We start from the raw sequence: 19,072 nt of genomic DNA on the forward strand, positions 1-19,072 counted from the left end.
TCAACAGCTGCAAAAACTATTCTAGGGAGGAAAAATGAGATGGCAAAACCGTTAGAAAAGGTATTGGAGCCTGAGATTGGCGCTCCGAAAGAAAAAATTCCGTATTGGGTAAAAATCGTTACGGTGTTCTTCTTGGGTTGGATTGTACTATACGCCACCCGTACGATCTTGAATCCAATTATGGGGGATATCCAACAGAATTTCGGACTGAGCAATGCCCAGCTTGGTATGATCATGAGTATCTTTTTCCTTGGGTATGCAGGACTTAACATCCCATCTGGAATAATGGGGGACAAAATCGGCAAAAAACGTGTCCTCGTTCCTGGTGTTATCCTGTTTGGTATTATGGCAGCAGTAACTGGAATGATGCCAACATTCTTTTACTTTATGTCTGCCTGGCTGATGGTCGGGATCTTTCAAGGATTCTTTTACGGACCATCCTATGGATTATCGTCTGAAGCCATTCCGAAACACAGAATTACATTAGGCAGTGCCATTATTAATAGCGGGATGGCATTTGGTACTTCGCTTGGTTACTATATTTCCAGTTATACGGTTCATGAATTTGGCATGAGCTGGAAGACTCCATTTTTCATCGTTGCTGTACTTGTCGTTCTAGTTGGTTTGGCCATGTGGTGGGTGATTAAAGACAAACCAAAATCAAAAGCGGAAAAAGCAGCTCAAAATAATGGTCAAAAGCTGAAGCTTGGGGAATTATTTAAGAACCGAAACTTAATCTGTGCCTATATTACGATCTTTGCAGCCATTTATGCGTTTTTCGTGGTTATTACTTGGATTCCTTACTATTTGGAGCATGAACGCGGCATTACGGGCGGAAGCGTTGCCTTTGTTTCTTCGCTCGTTCCATGGGCAGCGATTCCAGGTTCGATTCTTTTCAGCTGGATTGCCGATAAAATGGGTAAACGTAAACCAGTTCTGCTGATCATGATGCCATTGTCCATTATTGCGCTCGTTTCGATTGTATTCTTCGATAGCATGGCCGTTTTATATATTGCCTTAATCGGTTATGGAATTTTTGGAAAAATTAGTACCAACCCGGTTTTGGTGGCGGTTATTGCCGACAATGCGCCTAAACATGCTTACAGTACATCATTTGGCGTCTATAACTTCATCGGGATGTGCGGATCCATATTGGCTCCATACATTACCGGGTACCTTACCGATGTTACAGGCAGCTTAAACACTGGTTTTTATTTCGCAGGAGCGCTTCTCGTAGTTGGTACGATTGCCGTCATGTTTATTCGGGAAGATAACAGACCAAACGTCGAAGGTGCTAAAGCAGCTTAAGCTTTTTAATCAAAACTCTATTAAGGATTCGTTTCGGCAGCTTTCCAAAACGAATCCTTTTAACAATAGACAAGAAAAGAGCCTGACAATAACAAGAATCAACAAATACTTTAGAGGTGATCAACGTGCTTCATACAATCATACAAAAGAATTCCTATCAAGATTCAATTAACTTGATGCTTCTCACGAACGCGGTGGCAACTACTGAGGGCATAAGTAAGGTTCAAATCATGATGGCTACACCAGCAAACAAGGATATTTTTAAGGATGCCGGCCTTTATACAGAAGAATTGGAGACGGCAGAATCAAATGACATGGCCATTGTTGTTGATACAGAGGATGCCGGAAAAGTCGAAGAAGTACTTGAGAAGGTTGAGCAATATTTAAAAGATCAATCGATAAGCGGTAAGACTCAGGCGTTTGAAACGGTTCGTACTTGGGATAGGGCAATAAAAACATTGCCAAATGCAAACATGGCATTAATTTCAGTACCAGGACAATATGCAGCAGAAGAAGCGAATAAAGCGTTAGATATGGGGCTTCACGTCTTTCTATTCAGTGATAATATCCCGGTGGTGGATGAAGTCCAGCTTAAGCAAAAAGCACACGAGAAAGGCCTGCTTGTAATGGGTCCTGACTGTGGAACAGGTATTATTGACGGGGTTCCCATTGCCTTTGCTAACGTTATAAATAAAGGGCGCATTGGAATTGTCGGTGCTTCGGGTACAGGAATCCAAGAGGTAACAACCATCATCGATCGCTTAGGTGAAGGCGTCAGTCATGCCATTGGTACAGGCGGCCGTGACCTAAAAGAACCAATCGGTGCGATTACCATGATGGACGGAATTAAGGCTTTAGAAAACCATCCACAAACAGACGTGATTGTCGTCATTTCTAAGCCGCCGGCAAAAGAAGTGCGCAATCAGGTTGTCGAATTGCTTCACAGCCTGTCAAAACCGGTTGTAACGATTTTCCTTGGCGAAAAACCAACGAAGCACGAAGGGAATATCTATCAAGCTTATACATTAGCAGAAACAGCTCAAATTGCTGTTGACCTGTTAAGAGGAAATGAAATAAAAGCAGATTACAATGCGGGAGACTTTTCTGTACCATATGTTTCTTTAAAACAAGGACAAACTTCGATCAAAGGTCTATTCTCTGGTGGAACGATGGCCTCGGAAGCAGCTGTGTTAATTTCCGATTCACTAGGATTGGGTACGCAGATTACAAATGAAGACGGATATGTCTTGAAGCGTGACGGACATGAGGTTGTCGACCTTGGAGATGATAAATATACCCAAGGGAAGCCACATCCAATGATAGATCCGGAAACACGTGCAAAATTTATTGAAAAAGCGGCCCAAGATGAAAAAACAGCTGTCATCCTTCTTGATTTTGTACTTGGGTATGGGTCGCATGAAGACATGGCCAGCGCCCTCTTGCCATCGATTCAAAAGGCAGTCGCTCATGCCAAAGAAAATGACCGCAGCCTCTATGTAGTGGCATTTGTATGTGGGACTGAAAATGATCCACAAGATTATCAAGGTCATATCAACCGCCTTCAAGAGGCCGGCATCATTGTAAAAAATAATAATAATGAAGCTGTCCGAACAGCATTAAGTATTGTTGGACTTCAGGTTCACGATGAACAAAAGACGCATGAAGTAACGGAAACCCCAGCAAAAGAGTTCGATTTAACGGTTTCAGAACAAATCATGGCATTCGTAAATACGAAACCAAGCATTATTAATGTCGGCTTAAAGAGCTTTACCGATGCCATTGTCGCGAATGGAACGCCAGTGGTTCAGTATGACTGGAGACCGATTGCTGGCGGAAACGAAAGAATGAGAAAAATTCTAAGCCTATTGAAGTAATCATAAATCAGAACAAGGAAGGAACTTATCTTCTAGTGTTCTCTAAAAATAGAATCTGTAAAGCTAGCATTCTAGTAAACTTTTAGGAGGATTATCATGAAATACAACTCTATTGATGAAGCAAATAAGGCGGTTATTGGAAAAATTGTCGGATCAGCACCATTTCTTGTTGATGTTGTTCCAGCAAAAGAAAAGATTAAAGAATTAAATGAAGGAAAAGTGTTACTCCATGCAGGTCCGCCAATTAAGTGGGAGGAAATGACGGGTCCTATGCAAGGATCATGTATCGGTGCAAGCCTTTTTGAAGGCTGGGCGGAAACAGCGGAAGAGGCTGAGCAGATGCTAGTGAACGGGGAAGTTACATTTATCCCATGTCATCATGTAAATGCTGTTGGACCAATGGGGGGAATTACCTCTGCCAATATGCCTGTATTGGTTGTAGAAAACCGCAGTGAAGGAAATGAAGCTTATTGCATCATGAACGAGGGAATTGGAAAAGTACTTCGTTTCGGTGCGTATTCTGAAGAAGTAGTCACTCGTCTAAAATGGATGCAAAATGTTTTAGGACCAACGATTTCTAGGGCATTAAAGTTAACAGAAGATGGATTAAATTTAAATGTAATGATTGCCAAGGCGATTACCATGGGGGATGAGTTCCACCAGCGTAATATCGCATCATCATTAATTTTCTTAAAAGAAATCAGCCCGTACATTGTTCAATTGGATATGGATGCTAAGCAGCTAAAAGATGTCATCCAATTCCTTGCAAATACGGATCAATTCTTCTTAAATATTGCCATGGCAACAAGTAAAGCAGTGTTGGACGGAGCGAGGAAAATTGAGGAAGGAACAGTCGTTACAGCCATGTCCCGTAATGGTAAGGAGTTTGGTATTCGCATCAGTGGCATGGGTGATCAATGGTTTACTGCACCCGTTAATACGCCGCAAGGTCTGTTCTTTACCGGCTATACTCAAGACGATGCCAATCCGGATATTGGAGACAGTGCGATAACCGAAACATTTGGTGTCGGAGGCATGGCGATGATTGCAGCACCAGGTGTTACTCGATTTGTTGGTGCTGGCGGCTTCCAAGATGCTCTTTCAACCAGCAACGAAATGATGGAAATTTGTATTGACCAAAATAGCAATTTCACGATACCAACTTGGGATTTCCAAGGAGCATGTCTGGGAATTGACGCCCGCAAGGTTGTAGAAACAGGAATCGAGCCAGTTATTAACACGGGTATTGCCCACAAAAATGCCGGAGTTGGACAAGTTGGTGCCGGAACGGTTCGTGCCCCAAAAGCATGCTTTGAAAAGGCAATCGAAGCATATGCTGAAAAGTTAGGGCTCATTTAACCGGAAAGATGAACAACAAACTCATTTATATAGGGGAATATCAACAAAATATTCCTCTTTTTCTGAAACATAACAGGACGGGATTCGTGCACAGCATTTTTGAAAATGGAATCAACATCCGAATGGGAGAACGGTTAATTTTTATCGGTACGGTGAAAAATGGCAGACTTCCATTTGGAATGCATCTTCAGAAGGAGACACTTAAAGAGCTAACAGCCTCCATTCATCGTTCTTTAGTGGTCTATTGGAACGAAGAATCAAAACGATTAATTTTTAAAAATACGTGTTTGGCAGTCAGTTTGGAATGCGGTGTACCGTTTCAAAATATAGTTAATCCTTCTTCACCTTCTTCAACCTTTCCCCAGTCCATCCAAACCTTTGTTCAAGTATTGCTGAATTATGACGAAGGGACTGGTTTAGATTTAGATATTGAACAGTTTGTACTTCATTATTTGGAAAACCGCCAGCAAGAAAATCCCATTGCAATGCAGGTTTGCCGATTAATGGATGCAATCTATTCCGATGAGTCGGATGAAGCGGAAAAGATACTCCGATATTTTTTGGGGCGGGGTAAGGGATTGACACCATCCGGAGATGACCATCTCGTGGGGTTATTGTCTATACAGTTAATTTCCAACCCCTTTAGTTCTGTTTTTTTAGGGACATTAAAGCAGATTCTTGAACAGGAAAAGGTCACAACCGACATTGGTAATGAATACTTGCTTTATGCCTTAAACGGTGAGTTTAGCTCATCGATTGTCAATTTACTAAATGCAATCAATGCAGACGATGCTCGAGCGGTAGAAAACCATTTGCTCCATTTATTGATGATGGGACATAGCTCCGGTCTGGACACTGCATTCGGGATGTTGATTGGTTTACTATCAATATTAAATCGGAGGAAACGAATAATGGCAGAAAGAGTAGTAATCGCTTTAGGCGGGAACGCAATTTTACAACCAAATCAAGAAGCAACCTATGAAAACCAATTAGAAAATGTAAGAAAATGCAGTGAAATTATTGCCCGCATTGTTAAAAATGGCCATAGAGTTATTATTACCCATGGAAATGGCCCGCAGGTCGGCAATATTTTACGTCAAAACGAGGAAGCGAAGGATGTAGTTCCTCCATTCCCATTAGATGTATGCAGTGCTGAATCCCAAGGATTTATTGGTTATATGATGGAACAAACCCTTAAAAATGAATTACGTAAACTTAATTTACATCATCCTGTTGTTAGTTTATTAACACAAACGGAAGTAGACAAGGATGACCCTGCATTTGAAAATCCTACCAAGCCAATCGGGGTATTTTTTACCGAAGAAGAGGCAAAAGCATTAGCAGAAGAAAAAAATTGGGTCGTAATGGAGGATGCAGGACGAGGCTGGAGACGAGCGGTTGCCTCGCCAATGCCGAAATCTATTCTCGGTTCCGATATTGTGAAGAAGTTAACGGATGAACAAGGGATTGTTATTGCAGCAGGCGGCGGTGGAATCCCAGTGGTTACAAACGAAGACGGTACACTTTCCGGAATCGAAGCGGTTATTGATAAGGACCGGAGCGCCTTCAGATTAGCTCAGGAAGTGGAAGCAGAGGTCTTCATGGTTTTAACTGATGTGCAAAATGTTTATGTAAATTATGGAACCCCTAACCAAAGAGCTTTAACGGATGTCACTCTCAAAGAAGCGAACCAATATGTAAAAGAAGGCCAATTTTCTGCTGGCAGCATGGGTCCTAAAATGGAAGCGGCAATGAAATTTGCCGAACAAGGCGGCAGAGCCATCATTTGTTCACTTGACCAGGCGGACTTAGCTTTAGAAGGTAAAGCGGGAACGCATATTACCAAATATGGTCTCCCTCAAGCATTATTAGCATGATCTAAGGTAAGGCAGGTACCGTTAGCGTCAAGCCCTCGTGCTAAGTCGAAATGTTCGAGGGCTTGACGCATTTTGTCATTGAATGTTCTTTTATAGCCTTCGTTCAAGATGAAATCTGTTGATATAATTTTTTATAAATTGATAGATAAGTTCATTGGGAAGTAAAAGGAGTATTCGTATGAAGAAGAAGTCACGCTCATTTAAAAAAGAACTAATTTATTCCTTTTTTTCCATTACGCTCGTTTCAATCGTCCTTCTCGGCATCATTCAAATCTATCAACTATCCTCCCTGATTGATGAAAATCAAAAAAGCCAAGCTCAAACAACAAAATTTCTTGGGGATTACATTATTAACTATGTTCAAGAGTATCAAACTGCGATAGAGACCCGGGTTCCCGATATCAAAGAGGAGTTTGCAGGTCGGAATATTGCAACTATCCAGAAGCAGCTTCGATACATCAAAGATAAATACCCAGGATTTATTAATCTTTATATGGGCGATAGGAATGGGGAGGCACTTGTCTTCTACCCAGAAATTACCGAATATGAGGATGTAGTAAAAAAACAAAATTTCAGTGACAGGCAATATTATAAAGAATTGCTTGAGAAAAAAGAAACGGTTATTTCCTCTGTTTTCCCTGGCAGGGGAGGCTCGAATAACCTGCTTGTTACGATAGCTGTCCCGATTTTGGGGGAGGATGGAAATTTAGATGGTTATATATTAGGAGCGTTAGATCTTACCTCATTGGAAGAACATATAAAACAACGAAGCTTTGGAAAAGAAGGCTATGCTGTTGTTTTGGACCATAAAAACAATGTGATTATCCATCCCGACTTTAGTACAAAAGTGGAATTAGTAAATTTATCGGATGACCCAATTGTTACCTATATCAATGCCGAGCATGCCCAGCACGGGGGTGAATATTTTAAGCAGAATGGCTCTGGAAAAGTGTTCATTACCTATGAAAAACTTAATGTTTTTGGCGGTTGGACAATTTGGATCGGAAAACCTGCTTCCGTACTGACAAACACGTATAAAAATGCCATTTTTACTATCATCATGTTTATAGTCATTATCGCAATCGTTATGGTCGGGATTAGTTATTTTTTTGCTAATCGGCTGGAAAAAACGATTAGGAATTTGCTTCAATATATTAAAGCTTATACGAATGGTTACTGGGACAAAATGGTGGAGCTAAAAAATGTAAGTGGTCCTAAGGAATTTGAAGAGCTATCGATACATTTCAGCGGTATGATCGAGGAAGTGGAGAGAAATAAGGATGAGCTCATTAAACTAAATACTGAGCTTGAGACCAGGGTACAGGAAAGAACAGCAAATTTAAAGAGTAGAAACCTAGAATTAAGAGCCGTAAACAAATTGATTACTTCCGTTTCATCAGAAAAAGATATAGCCGATTTTATCCAACATTGCCTAAAAGAAATTAAACCATTTTTGGATTATTCCATTCATGTATTTTTTCAAGATCAGGCTGTTACAAGTGAGAAGATTTATAGAAATCAAAACTTATTCGATTATTTAAAAATGCAAATGGCTGGTGTTCAGCAGCATATAGAACCCATTCATATTGAAAATTTCTATAATGGGTATTTACTTGTTGACCTCAGTAGTGAACAATCCATCAAGGCGAGTGATCAAGAGTTCCTACATACTTTTGCGGGATCCTTAGCTGTCATGCTGCAAAATAAGTTTTTATTTGAAACAATCCGGAATAAGCATGCCGTACTCGAGGCCGTATTAGACAGTATGTCAGTAGGCTTAATGCTGATCAACAATCAAAAAATAGTAGAATATGTAAATGAATTTTTCCTTCAAGTTGTTACGCTTGAAAAGGGCATGCGAGTTATCCCGGAAATGTGTGAAGATCTTACAGAAAACCATGAGTTATATGATATTGAGGATGTATTCAAGAGAATTATAGATTTATTTGATGTTAACAAACAAGATCTGCAAGCTTTCTTTATGGATAAGAAAGGTGAAATAAAATTAGAATACAAGCAAAAATCCATGAAGCCAAGGTACTATATTCTCCACAAATTTTCAGTCATGCTCGATGATGACGTCATTGGGGAAGGCTTAATGCTCCGTGATATTACGAAGGAAGAAGAGATCGATACATTAAAGAATAATCTCATTTCACTCACTTCACACGAATTTAAAACACCGATTACCAATATTAAGGGCAGCGTTGAAACATTACTGCGTCCTGAGGTAGAGTGGGAACCGGAATTTCAACAGGAGCTTTTAGAGGGAGTTCATGAAGATATTGAAAGAATCCTGGATCTGGTCAACGACTGGATGGATATTTCGAAAATTGAATCCGGGTCGTTGTATGTGGAGCGTGAGATGATTTCTGCTGAACTTGTGATTCAAAAGTCATTGGAGCAAATTCCGCTGGCACTTCGAGCAGATGCAGTTTTTCACTTCCGCAATATTCTGAGAAAGGATTTTCCACTTTATGCTGATAAAGTGAGGGTCCAGCAGGTTCTAGTCAACCTATTTACGAATGCTTTACGTTATAATGATGCTGAAGTGAAGAAAATTGATATTCACTTAAACATGGAAAAAGATTATTTTACAATCTCCGTATCCGATAATGGAATAGGCATCTCTAAAGATGATATTGAAAAAATATTTAATCATTTTTACCAGGTTGATGTAACTGCGACAAGACGAAGAGGCGGCACTGGTTTAGGACTGGCCATATGCGTCGGAATTATGGAAGCACATGAAGGTAAAATTGAGGTGATGAGTGAGCCTGGAAACGGAAGCACCTTTACACTCTTATTTCCTGTAATGAAGGGAAGGGAATAATTTGAAAAATCAAATGATTTGTATCGTTGATGATGAACCAAAAATTTTACGATTTGTATCGGCAAACTTAAAATCGATTGGTTACGATGTGACAACGGTGGGATCCGGCGAAGAATTATTTGATAAATTCGACCTTATTTCACCGGATTTAATCTTGCTTGATATTATGATGCCGGGACAGGATGGTTTTGAAGTATTAGAGAAAGTTCGGAAGTTTTCAAGTGTCCCAATCATTATGCTGACAGCTAGAAGCAATCCAAAGGATAAAGTTCAGGGACTGAATGTCGGAGCCGATGATTATTTAACAAAGCCTTTTTCATTAGATGAGCTGTTCGCCAGGGTGAATGCTGTTCTGAGGAGGAGTCGGGCAACTATCGATGATGAAAAGATAATGAATAGCCCGGTTATCCATTCGGGAGAGCTTGTCATTGACGTTGGCAGTAAACGATGCTGGATACATGAAGAAGAGTTAAAGTTTACTCAAACAGAGTATTCTGTTATTGAACTATTAGCGCTTAATTTAGATAAAATCGTTCCTCATAAAAAATTATTATCTGAGGTATGGGGACCGCAGTACCAAAATGATGTTGAATATGTGCGTGTTGGTATTGCCAGAATTCGCAGAAAGATAAAAGAACTGGCACAGGAAAAAGAGGAATACATCGTTACGTATCCTGGTCTTGGCTATATGCTTCGAGGGTCAGACCAGTAAGGGTGACTGTCACTTTTCCTCCTTATTTCGAATTTATGAAAAGTAAATTTCGTAAACAATAAAAAGCCCCTAATCCGCTCATTGGATAAGGGGCTTTTTGACACTTACGTAGTCACCGTGTATCAACAACTGCACAAATAACCGAACCGCCCCTCTGGCATTTATTGTCTATTATATTATTCTATGAAAGTGCTTGCTTCAATTAAAAAGTTATGATATTTTTAACTTGTATAAAAAATAGACATGTCTAAGCAAAGCATATTTTTAACTAAAGGAGCAAAAAAAATGATGGTTAATACTAAAGAAACGCCTCATATTAAACCAAACGGTGTTGAAATAGCTGAAACGGTACTGTTACCCGGGGATCCTTTAAGAGCAAAGTTTATTGCGGAAACCTTTTTAGAAAATTACGAGTGCTTTAACGAAGTAAGAGGAATGTTAGGCTATACAGGCACGTACAAAGGTAAGAAAATTTCTGTTATGGGTACTGGAATGGGTGCACCAAGCATGGGGATCTATTCTTGGGAATTAATCAATGTCTTTGGAGTTAAAAATTTAATTAGAATTGGTACTTGTGGTGCCATGCAAGAAAATATCAATTTATATGATGTTATTTTAGGGATGGGAACCGCAACGGATTCCAATTTTGGTCAGCAATTTAATTTACCTGGACAATTTCCATTAACTGCTTCTTTTGAGCTTTTGGAAAAAGCAAAAAAAGTAGCAGACGAAAAAGGACAGAAAGTTCACGTTGGAAACATCTTATCAAGCGATGTCTTTTATAGTGCTGATCCAACAGCGATAAAAAAATGGCAGGATATGGGTATTTTGAGTGTTGAGATGGAATCTGTTTCATTATATTGGAACGCTGCTCAAGCTCGTGTAAACGCATTATGTATTTTAACGGTAAGCGATCATTTAATTACAGGTGAACAGACTTCTACCGAAGAACGTCAAACTGCCTTTACGAAAATGATGGAAATCGCATTAGAATTAGCGTAAATTTGTTTTTTCTATGTAAAAACTTAGGATATAAAAAATCGTAGACAAGCCTCCTTCACCCCAAATGAGGTGAAGGAAGGTACCTTTTATCCACATATTGAAAACGCTGTTATTCAACTTTGCTCGCAGAAGAGCATTAGTTATACTGGAGGTACTATCATGAATAGCTCAATTGAAAATAAACCGGTTGTAAACTTAAGTAAAACCGTTCCGGTCGTATTACTTTTAATGATTTTTTCACTCGTTATCGATAACTCTTTTAAAATTATTTCACCAGATTTAGTAAAGTATTTTGGCGTATCGGCAAGTACGGTAAGTTGGCAAGTAACGCTTGCAGGTTTAGTGATTGGGATCGGCGCAGTTGTTTATTCTTCTTTATCTGATTCGATTAGCGTGCGAAATTTACTAGTAGTCGGTATTATTCTAATTTGTGCGGGTTCTTTACTTGGTTATATTGTATCTGATAATTATTGGTTACTCGTTTTTTCAAGAATCATCCAATCTGCTGGTTTAGGGGCAACGGAAACACTTTACTTAATATTTGTCGCTAAATACGCAAGTGCAGCAGATCAAAAAAAATATTTGGGATTTAGTACAAGTAGTTACCAGCTTGCGACCGTTATTGGTATATTAACAGGCGGATTTGTTACTACTTATCTGCAATGGCAAAACTTGTTTTTAATTCCTTTACTAAGCTTATTATTACTGCCATTCATTCTAAAATATTTGCCAAAAGAAGAAAGAAAGAAAAATTATGTTGATTTTATCGGACTTATTTTAATTGCAACAGTTGCTACTTCTATCATGTTGTACATGTCCTATTTCAATTGGGGACTTTTTATCCTCTTCGTTGCATCTGTTATTGTGTTCTTATTCTATATTAGTAAAAAGAAAAATGCATTTATTACCATTGAATTCTTTAAGAACAAACAATTTTTATCTGTATTATTAGTAGCATTTATTATTTATTCTACTTATGCTGCTTATGCGCTAAATGCTCTTTCGTTCCTGTTAACTACTGTATATGATGTCAAATTGGATACAGTTTCGTTAATGTTCATCCCTGCGTGTTTGTTAGCTGCAACAGTGGGGGCATTTTCAGGAAAAATAGGGAAATATTTAACTAGTAAGCAATGTATCTATTTAGCAATGAGTTTAATCACGATTAGTATCTTAATGGGTGCCATCTTTGTTGATTCATCTATTACTGTATTTGTTATTTCTCTTATTTTATTTTCATGTAGCTTTGCCTTGTTATATGCGCCGTTAATCGATACAAGTATTAAAAATGTACCCGTTGAAAAATCAGGTACAGCATTAGGATTCTATAATTTATGCATCAATATCGCGATGTCAGCTGGTTTCACTTATTCAGCCGTTTTAATAGATAAGAAAGATTTACAATTTGGCTTTTTGAGCTTTACGACAGATAATGCAGCAGCATTGAACTATGGTTCCATTATCTTCATTGTTGCAGTCATTGCTCTATTTGCGATTGTTTTATTCTGGGCTTTAGTGGGCCGTAAAAAAGACAATAACATTCTAAATCAAGGGAAGCGAGCAGCGTGAAGAAATTTAAACGAGTACACTTGATTGTTATGGATTCCGTAGGGATTGGCGAAGGAAAAGATGCGGCACAATTCAATGATGTCGGTTCTCATACGCTCCTGCACATTGCGGAGTATATGAATGGATTGAATGTACCAAATCTAGCAAAATTAGGACTATCTAATATTGAAGAAATCTTAGGTGTACCGAAAGCGGACAAACCTCTTGCCTATTATACGAAATTACAAGAAAAATCAGTTGGGAAAGATACCATGACAGGCCATTGGGAACTCATGGGCTTGAATATTGATCAACCATTTAATGTGTATCCAAATGGATTCCCAGACAAATTAATCAAACAGATTGAAGAAATAACAGGTCGTAAAGTAGTCGCGAATAAACCTGCAAGCGGAACAGCCATTCTTGATGAATATGGGGAGCATCAAATGAAAACGGGAGATTTGATTGTCTATACGTCAGCTGACCCAGTTCTGCAAATTGCAGCTCATGAAGAAATTATTCCGCTTGAAGAATTATATGATATTTGTGAAAAGGTTCGAGAAATCACAAAAGACCCTGCTTATTTAATCGGTCGAATTATCGCAAGACCATATGTGGGCGAACCTGGGAACTTTACTAGAACATCCAATCGTCATGACTATGCATTAAAACCATTTGAGAAAACAGTCATGAATAGCCTTCAAGATGGAGGTTATGATGTAATCGCCATTGGAAAAATTAATGATATCTTTGATGGCGAAGGGGTTACAGAATCCATTCGTACGAAAGACAACATGGATGGAATGGACAAATTGCTCGAAGTCATAAAGAAAGATTTTACAGGGATGAGTTTCTTAAATTTAGTCGATTTTGATGCCTTATATGGACATCGCCGTGACCCAGAAGGCTATGGAAAAGCATTAGAAGCATTTGATAAACGTTTAGACGAAGTTTTCGATACAATCCAAGAGGATGATTTATTAATGATTACGGCTGACCATGGTAATGATCCAACATTTCCAGGAACAGATCATACTCGTGAATATATTCCTGTATTAGTCTATTCGAAACAATTAAAGGACTCTGGTAAATTACCTGAAAATGATACATTTGCTGATATTGGTGCAACCATCGCAGATAATTTCGATGTGAATATGCCTAAATACGGTCAATCATTCTTACAATTCCTAAAATAATATGTTACGATACAAAAAACCCCAAAAATTTATTTTTGGGGTTTTTGTTTAAAACCTTAAGAAAAGGATATTGAATGAATGAATACAACTAAACTAGATAAATTAAAAAAACCACTTTATATAAATGTATATGACGAACTTCTTCTTCAAATTACGAAAGGAGTCTACCCTGTGAACAGCCAGCTTCCTTCAGAACCAGATTTAGCAAAAGAACTAGGGGTTAGTCGTGCCACTTTAAGACAAGCTTTAGCACTTTTGCAGGATGATGGAATCGTTAGGAATATACGCGGGAAGGGGAATTTTGTAATCGATTCGTTTTATAAACAAGAGGGAGTTCAATTAGAAAAATTAAGTAACCCCATGCATAAGTGCCATATCAGTACATTTGATCGGATCGATACACATTATCGACTCGATGAGGATACGGAATACACGAAACAGATTTTAAAAAGAGATTCTTCTACAGTCGTTGCTGTTGAACGATTGTATCGAAACGGAAACGATTTAGTAGCCTATGCGTTTACGTTTATGTCCATGGAAGCAGTAGAACGTTTATCCTTGGACTTAAATAATGAGAAACAACTACTGGATTTTCTAGAGAATCAAGTGTATAAGGATGCCAACCATGGAGAAATGGAAATAAAATATACACATACCGTTAATTTAGCCGATCAAAATGAAAAATTAATCGGCCAAAATGAATGCTTTATCCTATTGGAAAGCCTATACAATCATGCGGAATATCCAATCCTGCATAATAAATTTTATATCCCGCAACAGTTCTCAAAGATAAAATTAAATATATACAAATAATACTTAAATCAGTTGAGAAAGTTAGAAAAGGGCACGCTCCAAATGGAGGTGCCCTTTTCAGTGCTCAGGCGTATTTTTGTATTTTTAAGGTTTGGGGTCAGACCCCCACTCAGCTAAAGTTTAAAGCGGTAAAGGATTAACGCGATGTAATGAATTCAACTACGAAGTTTTAGCCAATGAGGACAGTTCTCGTTGGCTTTTGTTCTTTTTGTGGTTTGAAGGGAAGAACAGGGGGTTACTCCTTGATTTTAAACGTTTTGGGTGCCAAGGATAACCCCGTAGACAGTGAAACCAATCTAAGTTTGAATGAAAAAAGTATAAATGCCAATAATAAAAATAGATATAAAATGAAGTTAGGTGGGTTCTATGATTTATATTTATAATGATTATGGAGGGACACATACCACGTCTTTGGCTGCAGCCTATCATTTAAAACAATTACCACAATCGGAACGGAAACTGACCACGGAAGAAATATTGAATGTTAAAAATTTTAATCAATTAACGAAAGAGGATTTTGGGAAAATTATTTTTCACGGGACGGATGATGAGGGCAACTCGGTTTATACACTCGGGCGGAAAAGGAACAAATATGTTGTACCAGCATTAAAAGAATTGACGTTACTACTACAAGAAAAGCATCAATTTGATGAAAAAATCGTTCTCTCTAATACATCACCAACTGTACCCATTGCATTATCAATAGGTGGATTTTTCTCGAGAGGATTGAAAATCGACTTTATTGGTGTACCGTTTTTAATAAAAGGTGCAAAACAATGCTGCGATAATGTCTATCGATTAGTTGAAAACACAAAACATGTTGGCAGGACCTCTTTTAATGAAAATGTGATTATTTTAGAAAATAAAATGTATAAGGGGTCTGACCCCCACTCGGCTAAAGTTTAAAGCAGTAAAGTGTTAACGGGCTATGGTGACAAGTTTTTGAATTGCAATGCCTTCACTTTTTCCGTAACGTCTACTCCATCAACTTTTACCATTTCAATTTCACAGTTAAAAGGATGCTCTGCTTTAATCATCTTCCAAAACTCGTTAGCTGTCACTTCGGCTTTCCGTCCTTTTAATCGAAATTTTCCTCTTTGCATCACTTTGTTGTCATTCGATACATAATGAATTTCAACGGTCACGTTCATTCTTTTCACCCTCGTTTTGTTTTTTCATGTGCTGTAGCGAAAGCCGTTGGACAAGTGGTTTGCAGTGATTATGAATGAAACTAAAAGAAAAAAGGATGGTGGCAAGCGGCACCATCCTTATTGCATTACAGTGAGTTTTTTATTGTTTCGATCATTTCCTTGTATTCTGCTTCTGTTAAATATGTTTTTCCTGGGTTCATTTGAAAAGTGGAACCCCAATCTGCTTTGTCTTCATACTTTGGTACAATATGCATATGTAGGTGGTGCATTTTATCACCATACGCCCCGTAATTAATTTTACCAGGTTGGAAAGCCTTGTCCACAGCGGCTGCAACCTTTTTCACATCGTTCATATAAGCTGCTAACTCCTGGCTTTCTAGTTCATATAGTTCTTTTACATGATCCTTATAGACTACATTACAACGGCCGGTATACGTCTGTTCCTTAAAAAGAAAAACGGTAGAAACCTCTAAGTCACAAATTTCAATCATAATCTCGTCCCGTCTTTCATCCTTCATGCAATACATACAATCTTTATTTAATTCCATATTCCTTCATCCCTATCTATATATTGATTTTCACACTACTTTATTTTACCCCAAATTTCGTGCTTGTCACTCACCAAGATTTGTCCAAAACCATAAGGTGACAAACCATAACGTGACAGGCACCATCCAGGGAATTTCCATGCATTTAGGGGTGACATCATTCGACGTATATTATGATAGGAACTCTTTGTTTATCATTGTTGAGTGTACTTTTAATTAAACGTTTATTTAGTATCAAAACGTGTCAATGTGTGTAGATTAGTCGTTTTTATACGTTCATACTGAAGATTATTATCGAAGATTGAGACCTATCATCGACAGAAATTTTTCTCATCAACTGGCCAGAGTTCGTTTAATAAAAGGGGTTTGCCCATATTTAATCAAACGATTGGTTAGTAAATTTTCAGCTAATTAAACGTTTGATTGAATTTGCTGTTTATGCTGTTGTGGAGGGGTTTGATTGATTTTAGCGAAGAGAAGTTTGTCGAGAGGCGGATTTGTTTTAACGGATGAAAAGTGGTTCAGCATTGCTGCCGAAAGATGAACCGGAATAGGTTTTCAGCCGAAGGACAGGGGATTTCAACTAGCCAGTAGTGTCACTTAGACCATGAAGACTGTTCTGTAATTGAACCATTAGACTTCGCCTGATAGCACAATAAACAAAAGGCACATCCAGTGCCTTTATTTAACTTGTCAACCGCCTACTGTACAAGTAGCTTCAGAGCTGCCGATGGTTTTATTTAGGTCAGAAATCAATAAATCTAACCCTTTATCTTGAAGATGTTCTTTTAGTGCTTTAATAGAACCAACAGGAATGCCGTATTTTTTAAATACTTCTTTTGTTTCGTCCCAACTATTTGCAATACCTGATACGGGCATTTCCATTGTGATAACCACTCATACCACTCCATGAATATTATTTTACTCATAGTTTATCATGATTTATTATTATTTAAGTCTTGCTTCAACAAAGAATACATATATAAATCATCAAATTTGCCATTTGTAAATTCATAATTCCTTAATAATCCTTCTCTGATAAAACCCAATTTTTCTACTAACTTTTGTGATGCTCGATTAGGTGGCTCAATTAATGCTTCTATCCGTTGAAAATTCATATGTTCATATCCGTAACTTAGTATAGCTTCAACCGCCTCCAGAGCTATACCTTTTCCCCACTGCTCTTTGCTCAATTCAAAGCCAATTTCAGTACGAAAATGCTGAGAGACAATGTTATGAAAACCGCAACTGCCAAGAACAATTCCTTGCTCTTTTAATGTAATTCCCCATCTAATCCCCGTTTTGTTGTTTTGTATTGATTGGTACCAAGAAATCTCATCCAAGGCATCGTTTATTGATTTAAAAGGTTCTAATCCATAATATTTCATTACAACTTCATCAGACAGGTATTTCAAAATGCCGTTCGCATCTTCATTTGTAACTTTTCTTAATACTAATCTTTTAGTCTCAAGTACGGGAAATGTATCAGTATCAATGGTCATAGTAGCCGTTCCTCACTTTATTTTACTTTTTTTGTACTGTTTCGTTAGCATAATATCTCTATAACAATACTAACATAATATTCCGACTGTTTTATTGATAATTTTGCAAAGAAAAAAGCGACCATACTATGTTCACTTTGTATAAATCCTTGTAGCCTTTAGTTGAATAAAGATAAAAGTTATGAGGGTTAATAACAAAGCTGGCACCATCCCGGCTACAGAGATTATACGAGAAAAATTAGAATATTAAAAAAATATTGACTTATAAAAACGGATTGGATAAACTTACATTAAGATAACCGAAACCGGTTCCGTTACCGGTTCCGAAAAAATAGGTGGTACAAAAAATGAAAAGAATTACAATCTCTGAAGTTGCTAAATTAGCAAATGTTTCTAAGACGACTGTGTCAAGAGTCATTAATAACAAACCGGATATAAGTCCTGAAACAAGGAAAAAAGTATTGGAGGTGATGGATGAGTATAGCTTTAAACCAAACGCATACGCTACTGCAGTTTCAAATCGAAAAACGAAAACAATTGGTCTGATTACACCACAGGGAACTGGAAATATCTACACAAATCCTTTTTACTCAAGAGTACTGCATGGGATAGCGACTGAAATAACGGAGCAAGGTTACTATCTAATGTTTAGTTATATTGAAAACGATGATTATATTGATGTATTTGAGAGACATATGGTAGATGGTTTTGTTTTACTAAGCCCTGGTGTAGAGGATAAGAAAATTGTTGATAAATTAAAAGCGATCAATGCTCCGTTTATCAGCACGACTGTTTTACCAGGTTTGGACGATCATAGCTATATTGATATTGATAACTATCATGCAGCCTCGATAGCAGTTAAACATTTATTAGCGTTAGGGCATAAAAACATCATGATCATCAATAGCTTTAGTACGCTACTTAGTAATAAACATCGTTTGAAGGGGTATCGAGATGCGCTGAAAGAAAAAGGAATCGCCCCCAAGGAAGAACTTATTTTTGAAGGTGAGCCAATTTTTGAAACCGGTTTCGGAATTGTTATGAGCCAACCTGAACTGCCTACTGCGATCTTTGCATGCAGTGACATGATTGCTCTTGGTGCCATAGAGGCGATTAAAAAAAGAGGGAAGCAGGTCCCAACGGATATTTCAGTTGTTGGGTTTGATGACATTCATTTGGCTGGAAATTTTGGACTGACCACGATAAGACAACCGATTCTGGAAAAGGGGAAAATTGCGGCGAAAATGTTAATAAACAAAATTGAAGGAAAAGAGATTGAGGTAAGTAAGCTAGAAGTCCAACTAATAGACAGAAGAACAACAAAAGCAGTAAGGGAAGAGCATTAATTG

At 38.0% G+C, this 19,072-nt stretch carries 17 protein-coding genes and 1 pseudogene; 14 read left to right on the top strand and 4 right to left on the bottom strand.

Annotated elements, in window-relative coordinates:
* The first annotated feature begins 39 nt into the window (after positions 1–39).
* From V7124_RS04385 to V7124_RS04445, 13 genes and pseudogenes are all read left to right on the top strand, one after another.
* Positions 40–1,308, top strand: a complete 1,269-nt coding sequence (locus V7124_RS04385; protein WP_335486487.1) for an MFS transporter — start codon at positions 40–42, stop codon at positions 1,306–1,308.
* Between the two features lie 125 nt (positions 1,309–1,433).
* Positions 1,434–3,182 (top strand): acyl-CoA synthetase FdrA, encoded by a 1,749-nt coding sequence (gene fdrA / locus V7124_RS04390; RefSeq protein ID WP_335486490.1) that lies wholly within the window; start codon positions 1,434–1,436, stop codon positions 3,180–3,182.
* Between the two features lie 96 nt (positions 3,183–3,278).
* The gene (locus V7124_RS04395) at positions 3,279–4,541 is read left to right on the top strand and encodes a DUF1116 domain-containing protein (RefSeq protein WP_335486493.1); all 1,263 of its coding nucleotides are present in this window, start codon (positions 3,279–3,281) and stop codon (positions 4,539–4,541) included.
* A gap of 503 nt (positions 4,542–5,044) precedes the next feature.
* Positions 5,045–5,410 (top strand): annotated as a pseudogene (locus V7124_RS04400) (DUF2877 domain-containing protein); the annotation flags it as partial.
* Between the two features lie 42 nt (positions 5,411–5,452).
* Complete coding sequence (gene arcC, locus V7124_RS04405) at positions 5,453–6,418, top strand: carbamate kinase (protein ID WP_335486675.1); 966 nt, start codon at positions 5,453–5,455, stop codon at positions 6,416–6,418.
* Between the two features lie 178 nt (positions 6,419–6,596).
* A complete protein-coding gene (locus V7124_RS04410) occupies positions 6,597–9,251 on the top strand; it encodes a sensor histidine kinase (RefSeq protein WP_335486496.1) in 2,655 nt (884 codons plus the stop codon).
* Position 9,252: 1 nt separating this feature from the next.
* Positions 9,253–9,963, top strand: coding sequence for a response regulator transcription factor (locus V7124_RS04415; RefSeq protein ID WP_335414356.1), 711 nt, complete (start codon positions 9,253–9,255; stop codon positions 9,961–9,963).
* A gap of 288 nt (positions 9,964–10,251) precedes the next feature.
* Positions 10,252–10,965 (top strand): purine-nucleoside phosphorylase, encoded by a 714-nt coding sequence (gene deoD, locus V7124_RS04420; protein WP_335414727.1) that lies wholly within the window; start codon positions 10,252–10,254, stop codon positions 10,963–10,965.
* A 159-nt stretch (positions 10,966–11,124) separates the two neighbouring features.
* Positions 11,125–12,534, top strand: a complete 1,410-nt coding sequence (locus V7124_RS04425) for an MFS transporter (RefSeq protein WP_335486500.1) — start codon at positions 11,125–11,127, stop codon at positions 12,532–12,534.
* Positions 12,531–13,709, top strand: a complete 1,179-nt coding sequence (gene deoB, locus V7124_RS04430; protein ID WP_335486502.1) for a phosphopentomutase — start codon at positions 12,531–12,533, stop codon at positions 13,707–13,709. The genes V7124_RS04425 and deoB overlap by 4 nt, the downstream gene beginning before the upstream one ends.
* Before the next feature lie 78 nt (positions 13,710–13,787).
* Positions 13,788–14,522, top strand: a complete 735-nt coding sequence (locus tag V7124_RS04435) for a GntR family transcriptional regulator (protein WP_335486505.1) — start codon at positions 13,788–13,790, stop codon at positions 14,520–14,522.
* Between the two features lie 215 nt (positions 14,523–14,737).
* Entirely contained in the window at positions 14,738–14,905 is a 168-nt protein-coding gene (locus V7124_RS04440) for a hypothetical protein (protein ID WP_335486508.1), read from the top strand.
* Positions 14,889–15,428 (top strand): DUF3189 family protein, encoded by a 540-nt coding sequence (locus V7124_RS04445; protein ID WP_335486511.1) that lies wholly within the window; start codon positions 14,889–14,891, stop codon positions 15,426–15,428. The genes V7124_RS04440 and V7124_RS04445 overlap by 17 nt, the downstream gene beginning before the upstream one ends.
* A 20-nt stretch (positions 15,429–15,448) precedes the next feature.
* Here V7124_RS04445 and V7124_RS04450 read toward each other — a convergent pair whose 3' ends face one another.
* The 4 genes from V7124_RS04450 to V7124_RS04465 all read right to left on the bottom strand — a co-directional run bounded on the left by V7124_RS04450 (position 15,449) and on the right by V7124_RS04465 (position 17,723).
* On the bottom strand, positions 15,449–15,673 hold the full coding sequence (locus V7124_RS04450; protein ID WP_335486513.1) for a hypothetical protein: 225 nt from the start codon (positions 15,671–15,673) through the stop codon (positions 15,449–15,451).
* Between the two features lie 125 nt (positions 15,674–15,798).
* Positions 15,799–16,221, bottom strand: a complete 423-nt coding sequence (locus V7124_RS04455; protein ID WP_335486516.1) for an HIT family protein — start codon at positions 16,219–16,221, stop codon at positions 15,799–15,801.
* A gap of 693 nt (positions 16,222–16,914) precedes the next feature.
* Positions 16,915–17,118, bottom strand: a complete 204-nt coding sequence (locus V7124_RS04460; protein WP_335486519.1) for a hypothetical protein — start codon at positions 17,116–17,118, stop codon at positions 16,915–16,917.
* 38 nt (positions 17,119–17,156) lie between these two features.
* Positions 17,157–17,723, bottom strand: coding sequence for a GNAT family N-acetyltransferase (locus V7124_RS04465; RefSeq protein WP_335486522.1), 567 nt, complete (start codon positions 17,721–17,723; stop codon positions 17,157–17,159).
* 347 nt (positions 17,724–18,070) lie between these two features.
* Between V7124_RS04465 and V7124_RS04470 the strand changes: the two genes are divergently transcribed.
* Positions 18,071–19,069, top strand: coding sequence for a LacI family DNA-binding transcriptional regulator (locus tag V7124_RS04470; protein WP_335486525.1), 999 nt, complete (start codon positions 18,071–18,073; stop codon positions 19,067–19,069).
* Positions 19,070–19,072 lie beyond the last annotated feature (3 nt).

This window comes from Neobacillus niacini (assembly GCF_036961885.1).
GTDB classification, from domain to species: domain Bacteria; phylum Bacillota; class Bacilli; order Bacillales; family Cytobacillaceae; genus Neobacillus; species Neobacillus niacini_H.